The organism is Phreatobacter sp. (genome assembly GCF_030691135.1).
GTDB lineage: Bacteria > Pseudomonadota > Alphaproteobacteria > Rhizobiales > Phreatobacteraceae > Phreatobacter.
Genome location: NZ_JAUYFA010000097.1, coordinates 12,600 through 35,921, shown reverse-complemented (window position 1 = coordinate 35,921; position 23,322 = coordinate 12,600). Strand labels below are relative to the sequence as shown.

The following is a 23,322-nucleotide window of genomic DNA, read 5'->3' as shown; positions in this document are numbered from 1 at the left end:
GTTGCGCTCGGCCTCGGCGAGCTGCGCCTCGACCTGCGCCAGTTTGGCCGTGACGTCCTGGCGGACCGCCTCGGCGCGCACGATCTCGGAGCGCGCCTGTTCGATCTGCGCCAGCTGCACCTCGCGCGCGGCGCGCACATTGGCGAGGTCGGCGCGCGAGCCGTCGAGGCGCGCCCGCACCTGCGTCGGATCGAGGCGGGCGAGAATCTGCCCGGCCTCGACCTGCGAATTGTAGTCGGCGAGGATCTCCAGCACCTGCCCGGAGACCTGCGATCCCACCACCACGGTGGAGATCGGATTGATCGTGCCGGTGGCATTGACCGCCGCGACCACGTCGCCGCGGTCGACCCGGGCCGTGCGCCAGGCGGGCTGGTCGGCGACCGCGAGCGAACCCGGCCCGGTCAGCCACCAGGCGCCGCCTCCGAGGGCGGCGACGAGAAGAAGCAGGACGATCCAGCGGCGCATGTCAAAGGGAGTCCGGTATCATGCCGCCTGTCTATCACGGGTCGCGCCCCTGCTCACGTGACAGTTTCGCAAGGTTCCAGATCAGCCGGGCCGCAGCGCCAGCGTCACCGTGCTGCGGTCCTGGAGATGGACCACCGCCGCGGCGCCGTTCATCGGTTCAAGCCGGATGATCGGGCTCGGCACCACCGCCCGCGCCACGATCCGCCCGCGTCCCCCCGCGAAGCTGACGGCCGTCAGGCTCAGGCGGTCCTGCGCCGGCACCACGATCTCCGGGCGACCGTCGCCGTCAATGTCGGTGATCCGCGCCAGGTCGAGGTCGCGCGAGCCGATAACGTGGTTGGTGACCCCGTCGAGCCGGGCCACCTCGACGAGGGCGCTGCCCTGCAGCCGGTAGAGGCGCAGCGAACCGGCAATATGCGGGGTGATCACCGCGGCGATCAGCGGCCGCCCGTCCCCGGTGAAGGCGGCGACACCGACCGGGTTGAGCCAGCGGTTGGGGATTCCGATCGGATCGCTTTCCGCCAGCGGCACGATGGCATCGGCCTCGATGCGATAGACGGCCAGAGCCGCGCCGCGCCGCAGATAGGACTTGACGACGATCGCCTCTGGCCGGCCGTCGCCATCGATGTCCTCCAGCCGGACGCGGCGATCCTCGAACACCGCCTCCTCCGGCAGCGTGACGTGGAACTGCCGCCCCGCCTGTTCCACGGCGAAGCCGCCGGCCTCGATGGCATCGCCGAGCACGGCATGGGCGTAGCGCGTGGTGGGATCGGTCAGCCAGGCCGACACACCGCCGGCCCGCGTGGTCTCGGTATCTGGTAGCCTGCGGCGCGGCGCCTGGGCTGTGGCGGGCAACGTGGCCGCGACCAGTCCGCAAAGGGCGAGCCGCCGGCTGAGCGGTGGGTGGTGCATCATGACGACATCCTCGAGGCCGATCAGGGACCTCGAGGATAGCCCCATCGGGTTACCGTCGCGTGCAGCGTGTTCCGGAGCCGCAAGCGGACCCACTCACTCGATCCGGGCGCCGGAGGCCTTGACGATCTCCGCCCAGACCTTGAGGTCGGCATCGAGCTTCGCCGCCAGTTCGGCCGGGGTGGAGGTCACCACTTCCGCGCCTTGCTGGGCGAATTTCGCCTTGATGTCGGGTGCCTGAAGCGCCCGGTGGGTGGCGGCGACCAGCCGGTCGATCACCGGCTGCGGCGTGCCGGCGATGGCATAGAGGGCGATCCACAGCTCGGCGTCGAAGCCGGGCACCGTCTCGGCGATCGTCGGCACGTCGGGCACGAAGCTGTTGCGCTTGAGCGTCGACACGCCGAGGGCGCGCACCGTGCCGGCCTGGATCTGGCTGATGGCGGCGGGCAGGTTGGCGAAGCTGATCGGCACATGGCCGGCGATGACGTCCGAAAGCGCCGGCGCGATGCCGCGATAGGGGATGTGCTTGAGGTCGATGCCGGCCCGCGACTTCAGCATCTCGCCGACGAGGTGGTTGAGCGTGCCGTTGCCGGCCGAGGCATATTGGTAGAAGCCGGGCTTGTCCTTCGCCAGGCGGATGAGGTCGGCGACGGACTTCGCCTCGAAGGCCGGGTGCACCACGAGCACGTTCGGCACGGTGCCGAGCAGCGAGATGGGCGCGAAATCCTTCACCGGGTCGAAACCGGTGCGGGCATAGAGCGCCGGATTGATCGCCTGGCTCGCCGAGATGGTGACGAGCAGGGTGTACCCGTCCGGCGTCGACCGGGCGGCGGCCTGGGAGCCGAGATTGCCGCCGGCGCCGGCGCGGTTCTCGACCACGAAACGCTGGCCCATGACCTCCGACAGCTTCTCGCTGACCAGGCGGCCGATGATGTCGTTGGCGCCGCCCGCCGCCTGCGGCACGATGACGGTGACCGGACGGGTGGGATAGTCGGCCTGGGCAAGGGCGGGAGCAGCGAGGCTCGAGGCGATGAGGCCAAGGGTGGTCCGGCGGGACAGGGTGGTCATGCGATGCTCCGGGGCGTCCGATCAGTCTGCTGATCGAACCGTGACATACCCGGGCCGGCCCGATGGCCGTCAAGGCCGCGCGGCGCGGACCCGCCCCGCGATCCGTGCCTGTCTCCGCCGACGGCCTAGCTGCCGCGGCGCAGCTCCGGATGCACGGTCTTGCCGAGAATGCTGCCGTCGCGGCCGATGACGTGGCTGGTCGCGCCGACGATCAGCGGGTCGGGCTGCACCGCCACGGAGAGATCCTTGTTGGGGTAGGGCAGGGACGACAGGAAATGCTGCATGCAGGCAAGCCGCGCCCGCTTCTTGTCGTCCGACTTGACGATGGTCCAGGGGGCGTCGGCGGTGTCGGTGTAGAAGAACATCGCCTCCTTGGCCTCCGTATAGGCGTCCCACTTGTCGAGCGAGGCGCGGTCGATGGGCGAGAGCTTCCATTGCTTCAGCGGGTCGGTCTCGCGCGCCTCGAAACGGCTGCGCTGTTCGTCGCGCGACACCGAGAACCAGTATTTGAACAGCCGGATCCCGGCCCGCGTCAGCATGCGCTCCAGATCCGGGCACTGGCGCATGAATTCGAGATAGTCGGTGGGCGAGCAGAACCCCATCACCCGTTCGACGCCGGCGCGGTTGTACCAGGAGCGGTCGAACAGGGCGAGTTCGCCGGCCGACGGCAGATGGGCGATGTAGCGCTGGAAATACCATTGCGTGCGTTCCCGCTCGCTCGGCTTGGCGAGTGCCACGACGCGGGCCATGCGTGGGTTGAGATGCTCCATGTAGCGCTTGATCGTGCCGCCCTTGCCGGCGGCGTCGCGGCCCTCGAACAGCACGACGATGCGCTCGCCGCTTTCCTCGATCCAGCGCTGGGCCTTGAGCAGCTCGCGCTGCAGCTCCAGCATGTGGGCCTCGTAGGGCTTGGCCGCCATGCGCGTCACGTAAGGGTATTCGCCGCTTTCGAAGAGCCGCCGGATGGTCGCCGGGTCGCGCTTCATCTGGGCGATCTGGTGGCGCCCGCGGGCGGCCCGTCCGGGCGCAGGGCCGTCCTCTTCGGCCACCACCACCTCGCCGACATCGCCCGCCGCCTGGGCGATGGCGGCCGCGCCTTCGGGCCCCTCCGCCGCAAGGTCGGCGGTGTCCGCGGCGAGGGTCTTCGGGGCCGCAACGGGCCGCTCGGACGCGGCGAGGGCGGGCGTGTCGGTGTCGGAATGGACGATGTCGTCGAGGGTCATGGCCGTCGTTCCCTAGCGTCAATCTTCCGAGGAAACGACGAAACCGCAGGCCCTGCCATGTTCTGGATCAACTCCGCCAGCAACAGGGCCGTTGACACATTCACACATTCATATGTATAGGAGGAAAGGCTGGTGCGGAGCCGAGACGCTTCGCATCGCCCGCAACGCCACCGTCATCGTGAGACCGCCATGTCGCTCCAGACCACGCTCGACTACCGGCCAGCAGCCGCCCGCGCCGGGCTGATCATCGACTGGACCCCCTATCTCGTCGGCATCGGCATCGGCGTGCTGAGCTGGGTCGTCTTCCTCGTCGTCAACAATCCGCTGGGCATCACCACCGCCCTGTCCCAGGTCTCGGGTGCCGTCGCCACGCCGGTCCTCGGCGCCGAGGCCGTGGCCAGGAACAGCTACTGGGCCAGGAACCTGTTCAGCCTCGATTACGGCACGCTGTTCCTCGTCGGCACGCTGGCCGGCGGCTTCGGTTCGGCCGTGCTGGCCGGCTCCTTCCGCTTCGAGCAGGTGCCCACCGTCTGGGCCGAGCGCTTCGGCCCCTCGCCGTTGAAGCGCTACGCCGCGGCCTTCCTCGGCGGCATCATCGCCATGTACGGCGCCCGCCTCGCCAATGGCTGCACCAGCGGCAACGGCATTTCCGGCGGCCTGCAGCTGGCGCTCAGCGGCTGGGTCTTCCTCGCCGTGATGTTCGCCACCGGCACCGCCACCGCCTTCGCCATGTTCCGTACCGCCCGCTGATCCGAGGACATCACCATGACCCTTCCCGTCACCGGCACCGCCGCCCTGTTTCTCTCGGTCGTCTTCGGCTTCGCCTTCGGCTTCCTGCTGCATCGCGGCCGGGTCGCCGACTACAACACCATCGTCCGGCAGTTCCTGTTCCAGGACTTCACCGTCCTCAAGATCATGATGACCGCCATCATCGTCGGCGGCGTCGGCGTCTTCCTCATGGTCCAGTTCGGCTATGCCAAGTTCCACATCAAGCCGGCCGACCTCCTGGCCGTGTCGCTCGGCGCCGCCCTCTTCGGCGTCGGCATGGTGCTCTACGGCTATTGCCCCGGCACGGCGCTGGCGGCCATCGGCGGCGGCAGCCTCCACGCCCTCGTCGGCGCCGGCGGCATGCTGGTCGGCGGCATCGTCTATGCCCTGACCTTCGACTGGGTGAAGGCCACCATCCTGCCCGTCGGCGCCCTCGGCCGGGTGCAGCTCCACACCCTGCTCGGCATCAGCCCCTGGGCGATCTTCGCGGCGCTGGCCGTGGTTGCCCTCACCCTCTTCGTCGCCGTCGAGCGCGCCTCCGCCAAGCGCGCCTGAGCCCGCCACACCTCTCCCACGCCTCGGGCGGAGCCGTCGGCTCCGCCCTTTTTTTTCGCGCCGCTGCCATGGCCTGTCAGCAGCATGGCGGGATGGCCGATGCCGCCCTTTCCCGCCCGGCCCGGCAGGCCCATATTGCGGCCATGCCGAAAAGCCCCAAAGCCGTCCCGAAGTCGCCGAAGCCGGCCCGCGCGCCGAACTCGAAGGCGTCCAAGCCGGAGCTGCAGCCGCTCGGGCCTGCTCTCGCCGACCTGCTCAACCCCGCCATCAACCGCGGCACGGCCGGTGTCGGCTCCGGCACCGGCCCCACCGGCGGCTTCGCCGAGGCGCCGCAGGCCGCCTTCAAGGCGGAGGCGACGCTGGCCGACAAGGCCCTCGCCCACCGGCTCGGCATCGGCGTCGAACAGGCCCAGGCCCTCGACATCGAATCGGAGATCGGCGCCTCCGGCGTCACCGCCACGGTCAAGGCGCTGGAGCGGCTGATCCAGGAGGGCCGGCCCGAGGTCGACGGCCGCACCTGGGTGCCGCACAAGCCGTCGCGGCCGGAGAAATGGGAGGGCGGCAAGCGCTTCGAGATCGTCTCCAGCTTCCAGCCCGCCGGCGACCAGCCCGCCGCCATCGCCGAACTCGTCACCGGCATCCGCGCCGGCGAGCGCGACCAGGTCCTGCTCGGCGTCACCGGCTCCGGCAAGACCTTCACCGCCGCCCAGATCATCAACGAGACCCAGCGCCCGGCCATCGTGCTGGCGCCGAACAAGACCCTCGCCGCCCAGCTCTATGGCGAGTTCAAGAGCTTCTTCCCGAACAATGCGGTGGAATATTTCGTCTCCTACTACGACTATTACCAGCCGGAGGCCTACGTTCCCCGCTCCGACACCTACATCGAGAAGGAATCCTCCATCAACGAGCAGATCGACCGCATGCGCCATTCGGCGACGCGCGCCCTGCTCGAACGCGACGACGTCATCATCGTCGCCTCCGTCTCCTGCATCTACGGCATCGGCTCGGTCGAGACCTACACGGCCATGACCTTCGGGGTGAAGGTCGGCGAGCGCCTCGACCAGCGCCAGCTCATCGCCGACCTCATCGCGCTGCAGTACAAGCGCACGCAGATGGACTTCTCCCGCGGCACGTTCCGGGTCCGCGGCGACACCATCGAGCTCTTCCCCGCCCATCTGGAAGACCGCGCCTGGCGCATCAACCTCTTCGGCGACGAGGTCGAGTCCATCGCCGAATTCGACCCGCTCACCGGCCAGAAGAATGCCGACCTCGGCTTCGTCAAGGTCTACGCCAATTCCCACTACGTCACGCCGCGCCCGACCCTCGTCCAGGCCATTTCCGGCATCAAGGAGGAGCTGAACTGGCGCCTCGACGAGCTCAACAAGGCCGGCCGCCTGCTGGAGGCGCAGCGGCTGGAGCAGCGCACCCGCTTCGACCTCGAGATGATGGAGGCCGCCGGCTCCTGCGCCGGCATCGAGAACTATTCGCGCTGGCTCACCGGACGCCGCCCCGGCGAGCCGCCGCCGACCCTCTTCGAATATGTCCCCGACGACGCCCTGGTCTTCGTCGACGAGAGCCACGTCACCATCCCGCAGATCGGCGCCATGTATCGCGGCGACTTCCGCCGCAAGGCGACCCTCGCCGAATACGGCTTCCGCCTGCCCTCCTGCATGGACAACCGTCCCTTGCGCTTCGAGGAATGGGAGGCCATGCGGCCGCAGACCGTCCATGTCTCGGCCACGCCCGGCCCCTGGGAGCTGAACCAGACCGGCGGCACCTTCTCCGAACAGGTCATCCGCCCCACCGGCCTCATCGACCCGCCCTGCATCATCCGCCCGGCGCGCACCCAGGTCGACGACCTCATCGGCGAGGTCAAGGCCACCTCCGCCGCCGGCTACCGCTCCCTCGTCACCGTGCTGACCAAGCGCATGGCCGAGGACCTCACCGAATATCTGCACGAGCAGGGCGTGCGCGTCCGCTACATGCATTCGGACATCGACACGATCGAGCGCATCGAGATCCTGCGCGACCTCAGGCTCGGCGCCTTCGACTGCCTCGTCGGCATCAACCTGCTGCGCGAGGGCCTCGACATTCCCGAATGCGCCCTCGTCGCCATCCTCGATGCCGACAAGGAGGGTTTTCTCCGCTCGGAAACCTCGCTGATCCAGACCATCGGCCGCGCCGCCCGCAACATTGACGGCCGCGTGCTGCTCTATGCCGACCGCATGACCGGCTCCATGGAGCGCGCCATCGCCGAGACCAACCGCCGCCGCGAGAAGCAGACGGCCTGGAACGAGGCCCACGGCATCACGCCGCAGACCATCAAGCGCGAGATCGCCCAGATCCTCGACTCGGTCTACGAGAAGGACCACGTCACCGTCGATGCCGGCCTTGCCAGGCAGGGCGCGGCGGTCGGCCACAATCTCCAGGCGGTCATCGGCGATCTCGAAAAGCGCATGCGCGAGGCCGCCGCGGACCTCCGCTTCGAGGAGGCGGCGCGCCTGCGCGACGAGCTCAAGCGCCTGCGCGAGACCGAACTCGCCATTTCCGACGATCCCCTGGCGCGGCAGCAGGCGGTGGACGACCGCACCGGCGGCTTCAAGGGCCCGAAGAAATATGGCCGCTCGGCCAACCTGCCGCCGTCACGCGCCGCCAAGCCCGGGCTGGACAGCATGGGGCCGGGGACGGACCGGGAGGTGCCGGCCGGTGGTGCGGTCAGGAAGAAGGGCGGGGGCAAGCCGGGGAGGAAGACTTCAAGATGAGCGCTGTGGTTTCAGTATTTCCTCAAGCAGATCATGCATAGTCATTCCTTGTTCGTCCTTAAGCTCCCGAATAATTTTGTCGGCAATCTTTACCGCTCCACCGCGACCGCTGTAACCCTGAAAATCGCCGTTCCGGTGCCAGTTCCATGTGCGGCCTGACCTTAGCGCTGCCAGCATGTCCTCAACTGAGTGTTTTTTCTTCGAGACAACTCGATCAATGATTTCGGCACCTAGAAAGCAGGTTCCCCAAAAGCCGGCACCGCGAAGAAGGAGGTAATCTTTGTGATGTTCCCATGCCTCTGGCACCCACTGGCTCAGGGCCCTAAAGTAGTTCTTTATTAGTACAAGCTGGGCATCGATATCCCCAATCGCTGTCAAGCGCGTCTGTCTAGACATCATGTATTCGATACCGGTATGGATCGATTTCAGCGGAATAAAGGCCCCTGGAGGGCGCTTGCCTCCTTGGTATACGAAAATTGAAATGGGGCTGTCGCTGTCGTTTGCGAGTCGATTCGCAATATATAGTGGCGGATTTCTGCTTTTAATTGCCTCTTCGCCGGAGAGACGTATCTCGATTTTATCGAGGTGACTTGTGTCCATCCGCTTTTGATTGTTGTTAATGTCGCGGAACAGAGCAATTTCTTCATGTAGGCCCACATCGAGGGCGATGCAAAACGAGACAATCCGATCCAATTTCGGAATCTGAGCGGTCTGGCCATCGGCGAAGTGAAGGCGGTGGTTTCCGTCAATGCGTGAAATGGCGATTGAGGAGGATTGTTGGATTGCGACGTCGTCGATTTCGAGTGTGCCAAATCCATCAGCCATCGGTGTGAACTTTAAAGATCGCCCGTCTCTGACGCAAAGTAGAACCTCCGGCCAATATCCTCTGTTTGCGCTCCGCGCATACTCGTACGCCTCCCGCGCGTGCTTTGGGCTGAGATCGCGCTGCGTACCAAGCGGATTGTTCTTCTCGTCATATACGTCCGCGCGGGAGATTCTCGCCAAGTCGCTGAGTTTGGCGAAGCCCCGTAGAACCTCCACTCCGAGGACAACCCCTTGCAGAACATGCAGCTTAATCACGGCTCGCCTCTGGTTGAATCCTGGCTTCACCAAGCGCCAAAGCTCTTAGGTGGTCCGGCCAATCTGCGGGTCCTTGCGATCGGCAGAACAGCAGATAGTAGGTTATATTTTTCCGGGCTAGAGCTATCAAGTTGTCCCAGTCGCCAACCAGTTCCGCAAGCTTCTTTTTGTCACCCTTCGTGACCTGGCCCCCATGTACGGTCTTGCTGCGGACATCGTATAGTTTTTGCAGTCGGCGAAAATCATGGTCCCGTGACGTAATATCGTCAGAGCCAATCAGGGAATGGTAAAGTGCAAACTGGAATTTTATTTCTGAGCTTGCTGTTATCAAGCACTCCAAGCAAATTGCGATGTCAATAATTCCGTCAGGGGTTGGCCCTTCGCGGAAGGCTTTTGACAATCGAGTGATTGAAAGAAGCGAAAGCGGTGCGACTGGCACGCTCTCATAAAGAAAGCGGAGGAATGTAGCATGCTTGTCCCAGTCGTCGTTATGTAAGTTGGCCCCTGTGTCGGCCATTCGCCAAAGATCAGTGGTTTCGATATGGTGCCTTATTACGGAGCTTCCGTCGCTTCCGAAAACAGCGAGAGGGCATTTCAGATTGCAGATTGTTTCAAGTGCGAAGCGGTGGACCTGTAAGAACGCATCGATGCGTTCGTCTTCGGTGGCCGCGGTTCGTCCGATTTCGTTTGCTGCTGTATCAATCAGGAAAGCAGGTCGTGACCGCACCCGCTGGGAGAGCGCCTCTTCCTTTTTCTCATCGAGATAGTCGATGATTGAGATGCGATACTCATTCGCCAAAGGAGAAAACGTCAGTCCCGATGAAATTTGGTGTGTACCGCCCGGAAGAGTTTCAAGGGCGACTCCAAAGGGCGAGACAATGTAGAACTTGTCCTGTTTGCGAGTCTGGCGAGCCACAATTCAACCGAGCAAGTGTTTGCAATTGATGCGACCATAGGGTGTATCGCTTCTCAACGTCAACTGCGTGGGCGACCAACTCACCCCTGACCAACCCGCTGACGGGGCACTCTTTTCCACGCGGGGAGAGGGATTGGCCGATGAGGCGGTGCCGCACGCTCTCCCTCAACCGTCATGCCCGGGCAAAGGCGGCCTTTGGCCGCCGTCATGTGTGAGGAACGCCGAGGCGTGGCCTCGGCTATGCCGGGTATCCACGCCTTGTCCACCGCCCTTCGAGAAGTCGTGGATACCCGGCCCAAGGCCGGGCATGACAGGTGGTGGCTCCGGCGGGTGGGCCTGCTAACTTCGGCAATAGCGGCGTGCCCCGCCCCACCCCGGGGACAACTCGGCCCCCTTCCCGCCATCCCCCTCCGACCAACCCCCTGATCCTCCCCACCTTTCCCGCCCGCCGAAAAAAATCCGCGCGTCCTTTCTCCCCGTTTTCCGAACCGCCCTTATCCTCTTCGCACCTTCCGTCCTCGTCGAGGCATCGTCCGGTGGTGCGGGTGATGGGGCGGAGGGGCGGTTCTCCCGTGCGGCGGCCTTACCAGCCGACACGCGGGGGCGTCGCCGGGAACACCGCCCCTTCGGGCCCCGCGGGCGCATCCGCGCCGGGGGTGACCGTTGCGCGAGGAGCATCGCTGGGTGGGCGCGCGGGACCGGCGGGCGGGGGTGACCCCATCCGCCGGGGGCTTTCGGGGATATGCGGGTAACCGCGTCGTCCCGAGGCCGGGGAGGCTGGCCGCGGGCCATGCCCTCCTGCCCCACGCGCCCCGGACGCGCGGCCCGGTGAACGACAAATGCCGCGGTGAAGCGCCGTGGGGCGCGCCGGCTCGCGCGGGGTCCGTTTCCTCGGGTCAGCCCGGATGCTTGATCCGGGCCACCACCCGGATGCTTGATCCGGGCCACCAAACGGATTCCACGCGAGCCGGCGGGCTTCGGCAGCGAAGTCCGGTTCCGCGGGGCGACCCGCGGCGCCAGGAGGCTTGGCCTCCGCGCCTGACGGCGCTTCACCCCTCGCGCTTCCGATCCGGAAGGGCGGGGACCGACGGAGCAAGCCCCGGCCTCATCAGGCGCGGGAACGGGGAGGCATGGGTGGATGGATCGAAGGGACAGCGCAGCCGGCACCGCTTCACCTCTCCCCGGCGGGGAGCGGTGGGGGTGTGCCTGTCAGAGCGCACCGCAGTCCCCATGCCCCACCCGCACCCTCCCCTCGTCGCTCCGCTCCAAGGGGAGGGGGACTACGACGCCCGGCACTGCCGGCGACGGTGGAGCCAGGCACAGCCGATCCCGGCCAGCGCGACGTCGAAGTCCCCCTCTCCGCGCGCCGCGCGGGGAGGGTGCGGGTGGGGCCATGCAGGCGAAGGCCGGGCCAGGTCCGACCCATCCGACCGAAGCGCGACGTCGAAGTCCCCCTCTCCGCGCGCCGCGCGGGGAGGGTGCGGGTGGGGCAGATCCCACCACCCCAACCCCCAGGGAACAAGCCCATGACCCCCGACGAGCAGCGCGCCATCCGCCGCCATCTCCACAGCGCCGAGGGCGCCCATCGCCTCTGCCGGCGCAAGGCCTGTCGCCGCGCCCGCGCCTGCCGGCTGGCCGAGACCTGCGCCAGCCGCCTCTATGGTGGCGGCATGCCCGAGGATCAGGAGCTCATGGCCCTGCACCTGGCCTATCTTCTGGAGCTGGGCCCCCATTGGGCGCGGCTGCCGCGCCCGCCTCCGAACGCAAAACGGGGCCCGAAGGCCCCGTTCCGACAATCCGTCTCTGGCGGGAAGGCTCAGGCCTTGTCGGAGCGCTCGACGCGCTCGGCGATGCGGGCGGACTTGCCGCGGCGATCGCGCAGGTAATAGAGCTTCGCGCGACGGACCTTGCCGCGGCGCAGCAGCTTGATGGAGTCGATGATCGGGGAGTGCACCGGGAAGACGCGCTCGACGCCCTCGCCATAGGAGATCTTGCGGACGGTGAAGCTCTCCATCAGGCCGCCGCCGGAGCGGGCGATGCAGACGCCCTCATAGGCCTGGACGCGGGAGCGCTCGCCTTCGCGCACCTTCACGTTGACGATGATGGTGTCGCCGGGGGCGAAGTTCGGCAGCTTCTTGTCGCCGAGGACGCGGGCGGCCTCTTCGGCCTCCAGGGTCTGGATCAGGTTCATCGGGTCAGTCCTTGTGGCCGGGCTTGGCCGGCATCTTGTTGGTCTTGGTTCCGAGGATGGGCATCAAGCCCGCCGGAAGGCGGCTCGATAGTCGAAAAGGCAGGGATTGTCACGCGGATTCTGACGGGAGGACAGAGGGAGGCCGCGATGCGAAGGCCTTCTGCGCCGAGAATGAATTGCGTCATGCCCGGGCTTGTCCCGGGCATCCACGACTTCTTCTCACGCGGCGGTGGTCAAGTCGTGGATGGCCGGGACAAGCCCGGCCATGACGCGGAAAGGGCGGAGGCTTTCCCTCAACCCCCGCGCTTGGCCCAGAGGTCGGGCCGGCGCTCCCGCGTCAGCCGCTCGGCCTCGGCGCGGCGCCAGCGGGCGATCTTCGCATGGTCGCCGGAGACGAGGATCTCGGGGATGGTCAGGCCCTCGAAGACCTGCGGCCGCGTGTAATGGGGATATTCGAGCAGGCCGGTCTCGAAGCTCTCCTCGGTGCCGCTCTCGGCATGGCCCATGACGCCGGGCAGGAGGCGTACCACCGCGTCGAGGAGGACCAGGGCGGCGAGCTCGCCGCCGGAGAGCACATAGTCGCCGATGGAGATCTCGGTGAGGCCGCGCGCCGCGATCAGCCGCTCGTCGACGCCCTCGAAGCGGCCGCAGAGGATGACGGCGCCGGGGCCGGCGGCGAGTTCCCGCACGAAGCCCTGGGTGAGGGGCCTGCCGCGCGGCGACATGTAGAGGCGGGGGCGGGGGTCGCCATCCGGGGAGGCGTGGTCGATGGCGCGGGCGAGCACATCCGCCTTCATCACCATGCCCGGCCCGCCGCCCGCCGGGGTGTCGTCGACGGTGCGGTGGCGGTCGGTGGCGAAGTCGCGGATGGCATGCGTGTCGAGGCCCCAGGCCTCGCCCAGTGCCCGTCCGGCCAGCGACAGGCCGAGCGGGCCGGGAAACATCTCGGGGAAGAGGGTGAGGACCGAGGCGCGGAACATGGCGCGCCTCAGTCGCGGTCTTCGGGGTCGCGCGGCGTGTCCTCGAGCAGGCCCTCCGGCGGATCGACGACGATGCGGCCGCCGGCGATGTCGACGGTGGGGACAACCGCCTTGGTGAAGGGGATCATCACCGCCCGCTGGCCCTTGCGCGCCACGTCGATGACGTCGCCGGCGCCGAAATCATAGACCGCGGTGACCGTGCCGACGGGCTCGCCGGTGAGCGTCTCGACCTTCAGGCCGATCAAGTCGGCATGGAGGAACTCGTCCTCGTCGTCGGCGGGCGGAATGCGCTCGCGCGGCACGAAGAGCTGCATGTTGGTGACCGCCTCGGCGGCATTGCGGTCCTTCAGCTCGGCAATGCGGGCGACCAGCACCTCGCCGGCCGGGCGCACGCTGGTGACCGTGTAGAGGCGGCCGTCGCGCGACTGCAGGGGGGAGTAGTCGAGGATCGCCGCCGGGTCCTGGGTATAGGACTTGACGCGCACCTCTCCCCGCACCCCGTGCGGGGCGCCGAACTTGGCGACGAGGACGAGGTCGGTGGACATGGGTGATGCGCCTGGCACGAGGGGAGTGCGTCCTCCGTGCAGGTCGCCCTGCACGGAGGTGGTCAGCACGTCACTCGGCGGCGGCTTCGGTGGCCTTCGCAGCCTTGGCGGCCTTCGAGGCAGCGCGCTCCTCGGCCTTCTTGCCGGGAACGGCCTTCTCCGGGTTGTTCGACGGAGCGCGCTTCATCAGGCCCTCGCTGTCGAAGAAGCGGGCGACGCGGTCGGTCGGCAGGGCGCCCTTGGCCATCCAGGCCTTGGCGGCTTCGGCGTCGAACTCGAAGCGCTTCTGGTCCTTCGACAGCATCGGGTTGTAGGTGCCGATCTTCTCGATGAAGCGGCCGTCGCGCGGCGAGCGCGAGTCGGCGACGACGATCTGGTAGAAGGGGCGCTTCTTGGTGCCGCGGCGGGCGAGGCGGATCTTGAGCGACATGGGATACTCCGTTGGGTCGTTCGTGAGGGTCGGGATGGGGTGAGGAAAACGGGCCGGCTATTTCTTCTTGCCGAAGGGAAAGCCGGGAAGGCCGGGAAGCTTGCCCCCGCCGAGGCCGCCGAGACCGGGGAACCCCGGGGGCAGGCCGCCGGGCGGCAGGGCCGGCATCTTGTCGGGCAAAGAACCCGGAAGCCCGCCGGGCATCTTCTGCTGCAGTTCGGCGAGCATTTCCGGGGTGGGCTGGGGCATGCCGCCGCCGAGGCCGAACATGTTGGCGATACCCGCCATGGGGCCGCGCTTGGCGCCGGGGCCGCCCATGGCCTTCATCATGTCGGCCATGCCGCGATGCATCTTCAGCACCTTGTTGACGTCCTCGGGCTGGGTGCCGGAGCCGCGGGCGATGCGACGGCGGCGCTTGCCGTCGATCTCTTTCGGGTTGCGCCGCTCCCAGGGGGTCATGGCGTGGATGATGGCGCGCTGGCGCTTCAGCGCCTTGTCATCGACGGCGCCCGCCAGCTGCTTCTGCATGTTCTTGACGCCGGGCAGCATGCCCATCAGGCCCTGCATGCCGCCGAGCTTCATCATCTGGTCGAGCTGGTCGCCCATGTCGCTCAGGTTGAACTGGCCTGACTGCATGCGCTTGGCGATCGCCATGCCCTTTTCGGCATCGATCGAATCCGCCGCCTTCTCGACCAGCGAGACGATGTCGCCCATGCCGAGGATGCGGTTGGCGATGCGCGAGGGGTGGAAATCCTCCAGCCCGTCCATCTTCTCGGACGTGCCGAGCAGCTTGATCGGCTTTCCGGTGACCGCGCGCATGGAGAGCGCCGCGCCGCCGCGGCCGTCGCCGTCGACGCGGGTCAGCACGACGCCGGTGACCTTGACCCGCCCGGTGAAGGAACGCGCGACATTGACCGCGTCCTGGCCGGTGAGGCTGTCGACGACGAGCAGCGTCTCGTGCGGGCCGGCGGCCTTCTCGACCTCGGCCACCTCCATCATGAGGGCTTCGTCCACATGGGTGCGGCCGGCGGTATCCAGCATCACCACGTCGTAGCCGCCGAGCTTGCCCGCCTCGATGGCGCGCCGCGCGATCTGCACCGGCGTCTGGCCGGCGACGATCGGCAGGGTGTCGACACCGATCTGCTTGCCGAGAATGGCGAGCTGCTCCATCGCGGCGGGGCGCCGCGTATCGAGCGAGGCCATCAGCACCTTCTTCTTCTGCTTCTCGAAGAGGCGCTTGGCGAGCTTGGCGGTGGTGGTCGTCTTGCCCGAGCCCTGCAGGCCGACCATCATGATCGGCACCGGCGGCACGGCCTGGAGGTCGATGGCGACGCCCTCGGTGCCCAGCGTCTCGACCAGCGTGTCATGGACGATCTTGACGACCATCTGGCCGGGGGTCACCGACTTGATGACCTCGGCGCCCACCGCGCGGTCGCGGACCTTGTCGGTGAAGGCGCGTACCACTTCCAGCGCCACGTCCGCTTCCAGCAGCGCGCGGCGCACCTCGCGCATCGCCTCCTGGACATCGGCTTCGCTCAGCGCGCCGCGGCCCTTGAGGCGATCGAGGATGCCGGACAGTCGTGTCGACAGGCCTTCGAACATGATCGCTCCAGAGTTCACCTTCGAGATGCCCCCAAGGTGGTCTCAGCCACCCGGAACCGCAACGCGTTTCGCGCCCGAGGGCGCATGCTGCGCTGTCGGGCGGGAACCTCCGGGATCGGGTCCCGGTCGGCGAAGGCAGGTCTCGGATGAGCGAGAGTGGGGTGCGGATAGAGGGAACGGCGCGGAAAGTCAAGGAAAGGGGGGCGGACCCGCTCCGGCGGCGGTTATGGGGTCGAGGGACGTCGAGCGACCGAGACCGGACGCACCGGCATCGACGTTTCACAAATTGAAACTCTGAAACGCAAATGATAGTATGTCACGGAGCCTTGAGGAGGCCCCGATGGATGGACCGACCCCGGCGCCCGGTGCCGTGACCCGCCTGATCAACGATCTGAAGGAGCGCGGCGGCCTGAAAGGCTCGGATGTCGCGAACATCGCTTCGGTATCGCCGGCGACCGTCTCCCGTTGGACCGCCGGCACGTCCTTTCCGCATCCCAGGATGCAACTGCTGATCTCCGACCTGCGTTATGTCGTCGACCGGCTGGCGGAGTTCTACACGCCGGAGGAGACCCGCATCTGGCTCTATTCCAGGCACCGCCTGCTCGATGGCGCGCGCGCCATCGATCTCATCCATGACGGAGGGGCCGACCGGGTTCTGGCTGTCATCGAAAGTCTCGACGCGGGCACCTATACCTAGATGACGCCCGTGGCGCGCGTCCACGACAGGGCCCTCCTCGATGCGCTCGAAGCGCTTGACCCCGCGCCTTTCGCGGGCGAGGTCTGGCGCATCACCCGCAAGGGGCGCGATCCCCTGCGCGGGGCTGCCGCGAACGGCCGGTGGAGCCTCAGCGGCGGTTTCGAGGTGCTCTATACCAGCCTCGAACACGACGGAGCACTCGCCGAGATCGGCTATCGTCTGGGGCTGGAGCCGGTTTGGCCAAGCCGGACGGAGCATGAGATCCACCGGATCGCGGCGGCCACCGAGCGCAATCTGCGCTTTGTCGACGTTGCCTCCCTCAGCCCGCTCGGCGTCGATCCCGCCCGCTACCAGAGCCTCGACTATGCCGCCACCCAGGCCGTCGCCGCGGCCGCTCATTTCCTCGAGTTCGACGGGCTCGTGGTGCCGAGCGCACGTCACGCCTGTCTCAATCTCGTGGTCTTCCTCGATCGGCTGGACGGCGGCTCTCTGGACCTGCGGGAGAGCCAGGCGGTGGACTGGGCGGCGTGGCGCCTGACGCAGCGGCCGACGCGCTGACAGCCCCGCCTCGACATGCTCCCGAATCCGCTCTACCCGCTGGTCATCCCGAAGCGGACGATTGCCCTTGGAAACCTCCCTCTATCGCCCGGTCAAAACCTTCCTCGAAGGCCTCGGCTTCGATGTGAAGGGCGAGATCATGGGCTGCGATCTCGTCGCGCTGTCCGACGGCGAGCCCGCCGCCGTCGTCATCGGCGAGCTGAAGCAGTCCTTCACCCTGGAACTCGTCCTCCAGGCGGTCGACCGCTCCGCCGCTGCCGACGAGGTCTGGCTGGCGGTTAAGGCCTCGGCGAAGGGCCGGGGCCGGGAACATGATTCCCGCGTGAAGAAGCTCTGCCGGCTCTGCGGTTTCGGCCTCCTCTCGGTACTGCCCATGGGCGGCGTCGAGGTCGTCGTCGAGCCCGTCCCGTGGAAGCCGCGCCACGACGGCAAGCGCCAGTCGCGGATCGTCGCCGAGCACCGCCGTCGCCGCGGCGATCCGGCGCTCGGCGGCTCGACGCGCCGCCCGATCATGACCGCCTACCGCCAGCGCACCCTCGCCATGGCGCAGGCGCTTGCCGCCGGTCCGCTCCGCCCGCGCGACCTCACGCCCCTCGCGCCCGATGCTGCCGCCATCCTCCAGCGGAATGTCTATGGCTGGTTCGAGAAGACCGGGCGCGGCGTCTATGCCCTGTCGGAGGCCGGACGGGCCGCGCTGGTCACCTGGAAGGATCACCTGCCGGCGAGCGCCGCTACTCCAGCAGCCTGACCATGGCGCCATAGCCGCGCCCGCGCGCCAACATGAGCGGCGTCTGGCCCTGCCGGTCGGCGAGATCGCGCCTGGCGCCGGCCGCCGTCAGCAGCCGCACCGTCTCGATGTGGCGCGGCCCGCCCCGGCCGAGGATTACCGCCTCGATCAGCGCCGTCCAGCCGAGATTGTTGACGTGGTCGAGCGGCGCGCCGGCGCGGATCAGTTCGCCCACCACGGTGTCGTGGCCGAGATGGGCCGCGGCGATCAGCGCCGTACCGTCATAGAGGCTGGTGACGGCGCGCGGATTGCCGCCGATGGCGATGGCCACCTTCATCGTCTCGAGGTCGTCGGCCACGGCCGCGATGGTGATGGCGTCATAGCGCTGGTGCTCCAGCGCGCGGGGATCGGCGCCGGCCTGCACCAGGGCGCGCATGGCGTCGTGGTGGCGGGCGAAGGCGGCCACGTGCAGGGGTGTGCGACCACGTCCGTCGCGGGCATTGATATCCTGGCCCGATGCCATCAGCCGCCGGATGGCGGCAACATCGCCGCGATGAGCCGCCGCATGCAGCCCGCCATAGCCGGCAATGTCGTCGGCGGAGGGCGGCACCTGCGCCGAGGCGGCCGGCATGGCCGCACCGAGGGCCACGAGGCCCAGTGTCAGCACGCGTCTGGATAGCATGTCTCTCTCCCCGGGCGCCGGATCGCATGTCCGGCTTGCCGGCATCGGATCACCCCGCCCGGCAGGGGTCAATCCGCCGCGGGATCACGCCGGCCTGCGGACTATCGGGCGATCCGGCACAGGTTGGTGACGTCGGCGACCGTCGTGCGGATCGCATTTTCGGAGCGGGTGATCATCTGCCGGCCGCCGGAGGACACGCAATCCCAGCGGTAATGGGCGCGGACGGCGAGCGCGCGGCGAAAATGCTGAGCCAGCGTGTTGACGGTCGCCGGCTCGATGCAGCCGCGGACCAGGCGGCGCAACCGGGATTCCAGCGCCGGAGGTCTGCCGCAGGCCTTGAGGAAGGTCTCCAGCACCGCATAGGATTCAACCCGCTTCATGACGTCGGCATGCTGCCCCGGAGACAGCAGCGCCAGGCCGAAGCCGCCGCCCGAGGGCCGGCCCTCGGCGCCCGCCGGATTGATGGCGGTGCCGGACAGGATCACGGCAAAAAGCACGGCGAGGGCGGAACGGAAGAGGTGCATGGAACGTCGGGGGCAGCGTCGGAAGTACCACTCTAGCCGATGTCCCGGCATCGACAAGTCGCAGCGGGCCTTGACGCGGGGCAACGCCTCCGCCACCGCTGCGCAGGCAATGCTCCGATGTCCGGCCGGTTCTCCGCAATGTCCGATGCCTCCGTCCTTGAACAGCGTCTCGCCGCCGCGGCCCGGCTGGTGGAGGCCGAACTCGAATCCCTGCTCGGCGAGGCCGCGCTTCCCGGCGAGACGGCGCGGCCGGCACGCCTGATGGCGGGCATGCGCCACGGCGTGCTGGCCGGCGGCAAGCGGCTGCGACCGTTCCTCGTCATCGAGAGTGCCGCCCTCTTCGGCATTGCCGCCGCGGACGCCGTGCCGGCGGCTGCCGCCCTCGAACTGATCCACTGCTACTCGCTGGTCCATGACGACCTGCCGGCCATGGATGACGACGACCTGAGACGCGGCCGCCCGACCGTCCACAAGGCCTATGACGATGCGACCGCCATCCTCGTCGGCGACGGCCTTCAGACCCTCGCCTTCGAGACCATGGCCGGCCCGCGCGCCCACGCCGATCCCGCCGTGCGGGCCGAACTGACGGTGCTCCTCGCCCGCGCCTCCGGTCTCGGCGGCATGGTGGGCGGGCAGATGCTCGACCTCACCGCCGAAGGGCGTTTCGCCGACGGTGCGCCGCTCGACCTGCCGGAGGCGGAGATCCGCCGGCTGCAGGCGATGAAGACCGGCGCGCTGATCCGCTTCGCCTGTCTCGCCGGCGCCGTGCTCGGCAAGGCGTCGGAGCCCGAGCGGCGGGCACTGGCGGCCTATGGCGAGATCATCGGGCTGGCCTTCCAGATCGCCGACGACCTCATCGACCACGAGGGCGACGCCGCCCTCGCCGGCAAGGCCACCGGCAAGGATGCCGCCCGCGGCAAGGGCACGCTCGTATCGCTGCGCGGACCGCGATGGGCGCGTGACGAACTGACACGCCTGGTTTCCGATGCGGCGACGCGGCTCGCTCCCTTCGGCGACGGGGCCGGGACATTGGTCGAGGCGGCGCGCTTCATCGCCTTCCGGCAGGCCTGACCTGCCGCGTCCCGCCTCCCGTTCGCCTTGACTCGACCGCAGGCCGCAAGCCAGCATTGGAAATCTTTTTTGGTTTGAAGGGAGGGGACGATGATTTTTTCGTCCACGCGGCGTGTCTTCGGGATGATTCTGGGTGTGGCGCTCGCCGCCGGGCTGGCGGCGCCGGCCGAGGCACAGAAGCGGCAGAACACCATCCGCTTCGCCTATGACCAGGTGCCGGAGAACGTCGATCCCTATTTCAACAATGTCCGTATCGGCGTCATCATCGCCCATCAGGTCTGGGACACGCTGATCTACCGTGACCCGAAGACCAACGAGTACAAGGGCCAGCTCGCCACCGCCTGGCGCTGGGTCGATGACAAGACGCTGGAGCTCGACCTGCGCCGCGGCGTCAAGTTCCACAACGGTGTCGAGTTCAGCGCCGACGACGTGGTCTACACGCTGAATTTCGTGGCCAACCCGGCCAACCGCTCCACCACCCAGTCCAACGTCAACTGGATCGACCGGGTCGAGAAGATCGACGCCCACAAGGTGCGCATCATCACCAAGCGTCCCTTCCCGGCGGCGATCGAATATCTCGCCGGCCCCATCGTCATCCACCCCGCCGCCTATTACGAGCAGGCCGGCCCGAAGGGCATGAACGAGAAGCCGGTCGGCTCCGGTCCCTACCGCGTCGTCGAGCACCAGATCGGCCGCTCCATCACGCTGCAGCGCAATCCCGACTATTTCCGTGACGGGCCGAAGCCGCAGCCGCAGATCGAGCGCATCGTCATCCGCTTCATCCCGGACCGGCAGACCCAGGTCGCCGAGATGCTGTCGGGCGGCCTCGACTTCGTCATGAACATCGCCCCCGACCAGGCCCAGCAGATGCGGGCCGTGCCGACGCTTCAGATCGTCTCCGGCGGCACCATGCGCATCGTCTTCCTCAACCTCGCGACCACCGAGCGGTCGCCGGCGCCACAGCTGCGCGACCTCCGGGTGCGCCGGGCCATCGCCCATTCCATCGACCGCCAGACGATGGCTCGCCAGCTCGTCGGCGAGGGCTCGCAGGTCATCAATGCGATCTGCTTCCCCACCCAGTTCGGCTGCGACGCCTCGCAGGCCATGGTCTATGACTACAATCCGGCCAAGGCCCGCGAGCTGCTCGCCGAGGCGGGCTTCCCCAACGGCTTCGAGCTCGAGCTGCACGCCTATCGCGAGCGCAACCAGTCCGAGGCCATGATCAACTACCTGCGGGCCATCGGCATTCGCGCCACGCTGCGTTTCGGCCAGTATGCCGCCATGCGCGAGCAGATCCGCGCGCACCGGGCGAGCATGGCCCACCAGACCTGGGGCTCGTTCTCGATCAACGACGTGTCGGCCTCGACGCCGGTCTATTACAAGGGCCTCGACGACGACATCTCGCGCGATCCGAAGGTGATCGAGCTGCTCGAGCGCGGCGATTCCGTCACCGACCCGCAGCAGCGCATCGCCGCCTATCGCGAGGCCCACAAGATCATCACCGAACAGGCCTATTCGGTGCCGCTCTACAACCTCGTGACGTTCTACGCCGCGGCCAGGGATCTGGAGTTCAAAGCCTATCCGGACGAGCTGCCTCGTTTCTGGGAGATGCGCTGGAAGTGATGCTATGGTTCGGCTGCGGTGCATGAAGCACCGCGGCCGGCCACGGCAGCGCAAGGCGCCTGATTGAATGTTCAATTACACGCTCAAGCGGCTGGCACTGGCCGCTCTCGTCGCCTTGGCGGTCTCGGCCCTGGCCTTCGTGCTGCTGCGCCTGTCCGGCGACGTCGCCATCGCCATCGCCGGTGAAGGCGCACGGGCCGAGGACATCAACGCGGTCCGCGAGCAATACGGCCTCGATCGCCCCCTCGTCGTCCAGTATTTCGACTGGCTCGGCCGGACGCTGCAGGGCGATTTCGGCCAGTCACTCTATTTCCGCACACCGGTCTTCGACCTCATCGTCACCAAGATCCAGACGACGCTCATTCTCGCGGTGCTGTCGATCGGCTTCGCTCTCGCCCTGTCCATCCCGCTCGGCGTCATGGCGGCGGTCTGGCAGAATTCCTGGATCGACCGTCTCTGCCTGTGGATCGCGGTGGCTGGCCAGGCGCTCCCCAATTTCTTCTTCGCGCTCTGCCTGGTGATGGTCTTCTCCATCGGCCTCGGCTGGCTGCCGGTCTCCGGGGCCGACAGCTGGGAGCATTTCGTCATGCCGACGGTGGCGCTCGGCTATTACGTCACGCCGCCCTTCATGCGGCTCGTGCGCGCCGGCATGATCGAGGTGCTCGGCGCCGACTATATCCGCACCGCCCGCGCCAAGGGCCTGCCGGCCTCGACGGTGATCCTGCGCCACGGCCTGCGCAACGCCCTCGTGCCGGTGGTGGCGCTGACCGCCGTCCAGCTCGGCTTCCTGCTCGGCGGCTCCATCGTCATCGAGACGGTCTTCGCCCTCGACGGCCTCGGCTACCTCGCCTACCAGGCGATCTCGCAGAAGGACTTCCCCGTCATCCAGGCGGTGCTGATGCTGCTCTCGGTCGGCTATGTCCTGCTGACCCTGCTGGCCGATCTCGTCAACGCCTGGCTCGATCCCAGGATCAGGGTGGGCTGACATGAGCGACATCGTCCAGACCAATCCCGTCGCCGCCGCCGTCGTCCCGCCCTCGCGGTTCAAGCGGCGCGTGCTCAGGCACAAGGGCTTGATGATCGGCAGCATCATCTTCGCCGTCATCGTGCTGGTCGCCCTGCTGGCGCCCTTCATCTCGCCGCATGACCCCTATGCCCAGGACCTCAACAACCGTCTCGTGCCGCCGGTCTGGTACGAGCGCGGCTCCTGGCTGAATCCCTTCGGCACCGACAATCTCGGCCGCGACTATCTCTCGCGGACGCTCTACGGCGCGCAGATCTCGCTGCTGATCGGCATCTCCGTCATGCTGATCTCGGGCACGATCGGCACGGCGCTCGGCCTCGCCGCCGGCTATTTCGGCGGGCGCATCGACCTCGTTGTCACCTTCATCATCACGACGCGCCTCGCCCTGCCGGTGGTGCTGGTGGCGCTCGCCGTCGTCGCCATGGTCGGCGGCACGCTCTTCATCGTCATCGCCGTGCTCGGCCTGCTCAAATGGGACCGCTTCGCCGTCGTCATGCGCTCGGCGACGCAGCAGGTCCGCTCGCTCGACTTCGTCGAGGCGGCGCGGGCCAGCGGCGCCAGCCAGTTGCGCATCATCCTGCGCGAGGTGCTGCCCAACGTCATGCCGCACCTCATCGTCGTCGGCACGGTGGAGGCGGCGAGCGCCATCCTGCTCGAGGCGGCGCTCTCCTTCCTCGGCCTCGGGGTGCAGCCGCCGCTGCCCTCCTGGGGCCTGATGATCTCGGAGGCGAAGAACTTCATGTTCTTCTCCTTCTGGCTCATCGCCATCCCCGGCGCCGCCCTCGCGCTCCTTGTCCTTTCCATCAACATGATGGGCGACGGGCTGCGCGACGTCACCGCGCCCGACAGCCGGTCGTGAACCTCGGCGGGGCGGGTTCTGGTCCCGTTCCTCTTTCGTCTCCCTCTCTTCCCGGGCGGG

23 protein-coding genes are annotated in these 23,322 nt (G+C 67.7%); 10 read left to right on the top strand and 13 right to left on the bottom strand.

The features are described from left to right. The 4 genes from Q8O26_RS18145 to ppk2 form a co-directional block, all read right to left on the bottom strand. Positions 1 to 465 (bottom strand): biotin/lipoyl-binding protein (locus Q8O26_RS18145; protein WP_305578159.1); only part of this gene is annotated, 465 nt, incomplete at its 3' end. Positions 466 to 546: 81 nt separating this feature from the next. Next, positions 547 to 1,380: a VCBS repeat-containing protein gene (locus Q8O26_RS18140; RefSeq protein ID WP_305578157.1), complete on the bottom strand. Its 834-nt coding sequence runs from the start codon at positions 1,378 to 1,380 to the stop codon at positions 547 to 549. A 93-nt stretch (positions 1,381 to 1,473) separates the two neighbouring features. Further along, positions 1,474 to 2,445 (bottom strand): tripartite tricarboxylate transporter substrate binding protein, encoded by a 972-nt coding sequence (locus Q8O26_RS18135; RefSeq protein ID WP_305578155.1) that lies wholly within the window; start codon positions 2,443 to 2,445, stop codon positions 1,474 to 1,476. Positions 2,446 to 2,570: 125 nt separating this feature from the next. Further along, on the bottom strand, positions 2,571 to 3,668 hold the full coding sequence (ppk2, locus tag Q8O26_RS18130; protein ID WP_305578153.1) for a polyphosphate kinase 2: 1,098 nt from the start codon (positions 3,666 to 3,668) through the stop codon (positions 2,571 to 2,573). Positions 3,669 to 3,857: 189 nt separating this feature from the next. On the opposite strand from ppk2, the gene Q8O26_RS18125 reads away from it, so the two are divergent. From Q8O26_RS18125 to uvrB, 3 genes are all read left to right on the top strand, one after another. Further along, entirely contained in the window at positions 3,858 to 4,418 is a 561-nt protein-coding gene (locus Q8O26_RS18125; protein WP_305578151.1) for a YeeE/YedE thiosulfate transporter family protein, read from the top strand. A 15-nt stretch (positions 4,419 to 4,433) separates the two neighbouring features. Then, on the top strand, positions 4,434 to 4,991 hold the full coding sequence (locus Q8O26_RS18120; RefSeq protein ID WP_305578149.1) for a YeeE/YedE thiosulfate transporter family protein: 558 nt from the start codon (positions 4,434 to 4,436) through the stop codon (positions 4,989 to 4,991). A 143-nt stretch (positions 4,992 to 5,134) separates the two neighbouring features. Further along, positions 5,135 to 7,753 carry an excinuclease ABC subunit UvrB gene (uvrB, locus tag Q8O26_RS18115; RefSeq protein WP_305578161.1) on the top strand — a complete coding sequence of 873 codons (2,619 nt, stop codon included), beginning with the start codon at positions 5,135 to 5,137 and terminating at the stop codon, positions 7,751 to 7,753. On the opposite strand, the gene Q8O26_RS18110 is transcribed toward uvrB, so the two are convergent. From Q8O26_RS18110 to ffh, 7 genes are all read right to left on the bottom strand, one after another. Further along, positions 7,745 to 8,833 (bottom strand): DGQHR domain-containing protein, encoded by a 1,089-nt coding sequence (locus tag Q8O26_RS18110; RefSeq protein ID WP_305578147.1) that lies wholly within the window; start codon positions 8,831 to 8,833, stop codon positions 7,745 to 7,747. The genes uvrB and Q8O26_RS18110 overlap by 9 nt on opposite strands. Continuing rightward, positions 8,826 to 9,749: a HEPN domain-containing protein gene (locus Q8O26_RS18105; protein WP_305578145.1), complete on the bottom strand. Its 924-nt coding sequence runs from the start codon at positions 9,747 to 9,749 to the stop codon at positions 8,826 to 8,828. The genes Q8O26_RS18110 and Q8O26_RS18105 overlap by 8 nt, the downstream gene beginning before the upstream one ends. 1,816 nt (positions 9,750 to 11,565) lie before the next feature. Further along, positions 11,566 to 11,940, bottom strand: coding sequence for a 50S ribosomal protein L19 (gene rplS, locus Q8O26_RS18100; RefSeq protein ID WP_305578143.1), 375 nt, complete (start codon positions 11,938 to 11,940; stop codon positions 11,566 to 11,568). A 293-nt stretch (positions 11,941 to 12,233) separates the two neighbouring features. Then, positions 12,234 to 12,920 carry a tRNA (guanosine(37)-N1)-methyltransferase TrmD gene (gene trmD, locus Q8O26_RS18095; RefSeq protein ID WP_305578141.1) on the bottom strand — a complete coding sequence of 229 codons (687 nt, stop codon included), beginning with the start codon at positions 12,918 to 12,920 and terminating at the stop codon, positions 12,234 to 12,236. Positions 12,921 to 12,928: 8 nt separating this feature from the next. Next, a complete protein-coding gene (gene rimM, locus Q8O26_RS18090; RefSeq protein WP_305578139.1) occupies positions 12,929 to 13,465 on the bottom strand; it encodes a ribosome maturation factor RimM in 537 nt (178 codons plus the stop codon). A 70-nt stretch (positions 13,466 to 13,535) separates the two neighbouring features. Beyond that, the gene (gene rpsP / locus Q8O26_RS18085; RefSeq protein WP_305578137.1) at positions 13,536 to 13,895 is read right to left on the bottom strand and encodes a 30S ribosomal protein S16; all 360 of its coding nucleotides are present in this window, start codon (positions 13,893 to 13,895) and stop codon (positions 13,536 to 13,538) included. A gap of 57 nt (positions 13,896 to 13,952) precedes the next feature. After that, a complete protein-coding gene (gene ffh, locus Q8O26_RS18080; protein WP_305578135.1) occupies positions 13,953 to 15,497 on the bottom strand; it encodes a signal recognition particle protein in 1,545 nt (514 codons plus the stop codon). A 340-nt stretch (positions 15,498 to 15,837) separates the two neighbouring features. On the opposite strand from ffh, the gene Q8O26_RS18075 reads away from it, so the two are divergent. The 3 genes from Q8O26_RS18075 (at position 15,838) to Q8O26_RS18065 (ending at position 17,500) form a co-directional block, all read left to right on the top strand. After that, on the top strand, positions 15,838 to 16,194 hold the full coding sequence (locus Q8O26_RS18075) for an antitoxin Xre/MbcA/ParS toxin-binding domain-containing protein (RefSeq protein WP_305578133.1): 357 nt from the start codon (positions 15,838 to 15,840) through the stop codon (positions 16,192 to 16,194). Positions 16,195 to 16,203: 9 nt separating this feature from the next. Further along, complete coding sequence (locus Q8O26_RS18070) at positions 16,204 to 16,752, top strand: RES family NAD+ phosphorylase (RefSeq protein WP_305578131.1); 549 nt, start codon at positions 16,204 to 16,206, stop codon at positions 16,750 to 16,752. A 67-nt stretch (positions 16,753 to 16,819) separates the two neighbouring features. Continuing rightward, entirely contained in the window at positions 16,820 to 17,500 is a 681-nt protein-coding gene (locus Q8O26_RS18065) for a DUF2161 domain-containing phosphodiesterase (RefSeq protein WP_305578129.1), read from the top strand. Here the strand turns inward: Q8O26_RS18065 and Q8O26_RS18060 are convergent. Both Q8O26_RS18060 and Q8O26_RS18055 read right to left on the bottom strand, forming a co-directional pair. Further along, a complete protein-coding gene (locus Q8O26_RS18060) occupies positions 17,484 to 18,161 on the bottom strand; it encodes an ankyrin repeat domain-containing protein (protein ID WP_305578128.1) in 678 nt (225 codons plus the stop codon). The two genes, Q8O26_RS18065 and Q8O26_RS18060, sit on opposite strands and share 17 nt — an antisense overlap. 101 nt (positions 18,162 to 18,262) lie before the next feature. Continuing rightward, positions 18,263 to 18,685 carry a hypothetical protein gene (locus Q8O26_RS18055; RefSeq protein ID WP_305578126.1) on the bottom strand — a complete coding sequence of 141 codons (423 nt, stop codon included), beginning with the start codon at positions 18,683 to 18,685 and terminating at the stop codon, positions 18,263 to 18,265. Between the two features lie 138 nt (positions 18,686 to 18,823). Here Q8O26_RS18055 and Q8O26_RS18050 point away from each other — a divergent pair, with 138 nt between their 5' ends. From Q8O26_RS18050 to Q8O26_RS18035, 4 genes are all read left to right on the top strand, one after another. After that, positions 18,824 to 19,756 carry a polyprenyl synthetase family protein gene (locus Q8O26_RS18050; RefSeq protein WP_305578124.1) on the top strand — a complete coding sequence of 311 codons (933 nt, stop codon included), beginning with the start codon at positions 18,824 to 18,826 and terminating at the stop codon, positions 19,754 to 19,756. Positions 19,757 to 19,846: 90 nt separating this feature from the next. Then, positions 19,847 to 21,379 (top strand): ABC transporter substrate-binding protein, encoded by a 1,533-nt coding sequence (locus Q8O26_RS18045; RefSeq protein ID WP_305578122.1) that lies wholly within the window; start codon positions 19,847 to 19,849, stop codon positions 21,377 to 21,379. 67 nt (positions 21,380 to 21,446) lie between these two features. Next, positions 21,447 to 22,364, top strand: coding sequence for an ABC transporter permease (locus tag Q8O26_RS18040; protein ID WP_305578120.1), 918 nt, complete (start codon positions 21,447 to 21,449; stop codon positions 22,362 to 22,364). Between the two features lies 1 nt (position 22,365). After that, positions 22,366 to 23,262, top strand: coding sequence for an ABC transporter permease (locus Q8O26_RS18035; protein WP_305578118.1), 897 nt, complete (start codon positions 22,366 to 22,368; stop codon positions 23,260 to 23,262). Positions 23,263 to 23,322 lie beyond the last annotated feature (60 nt).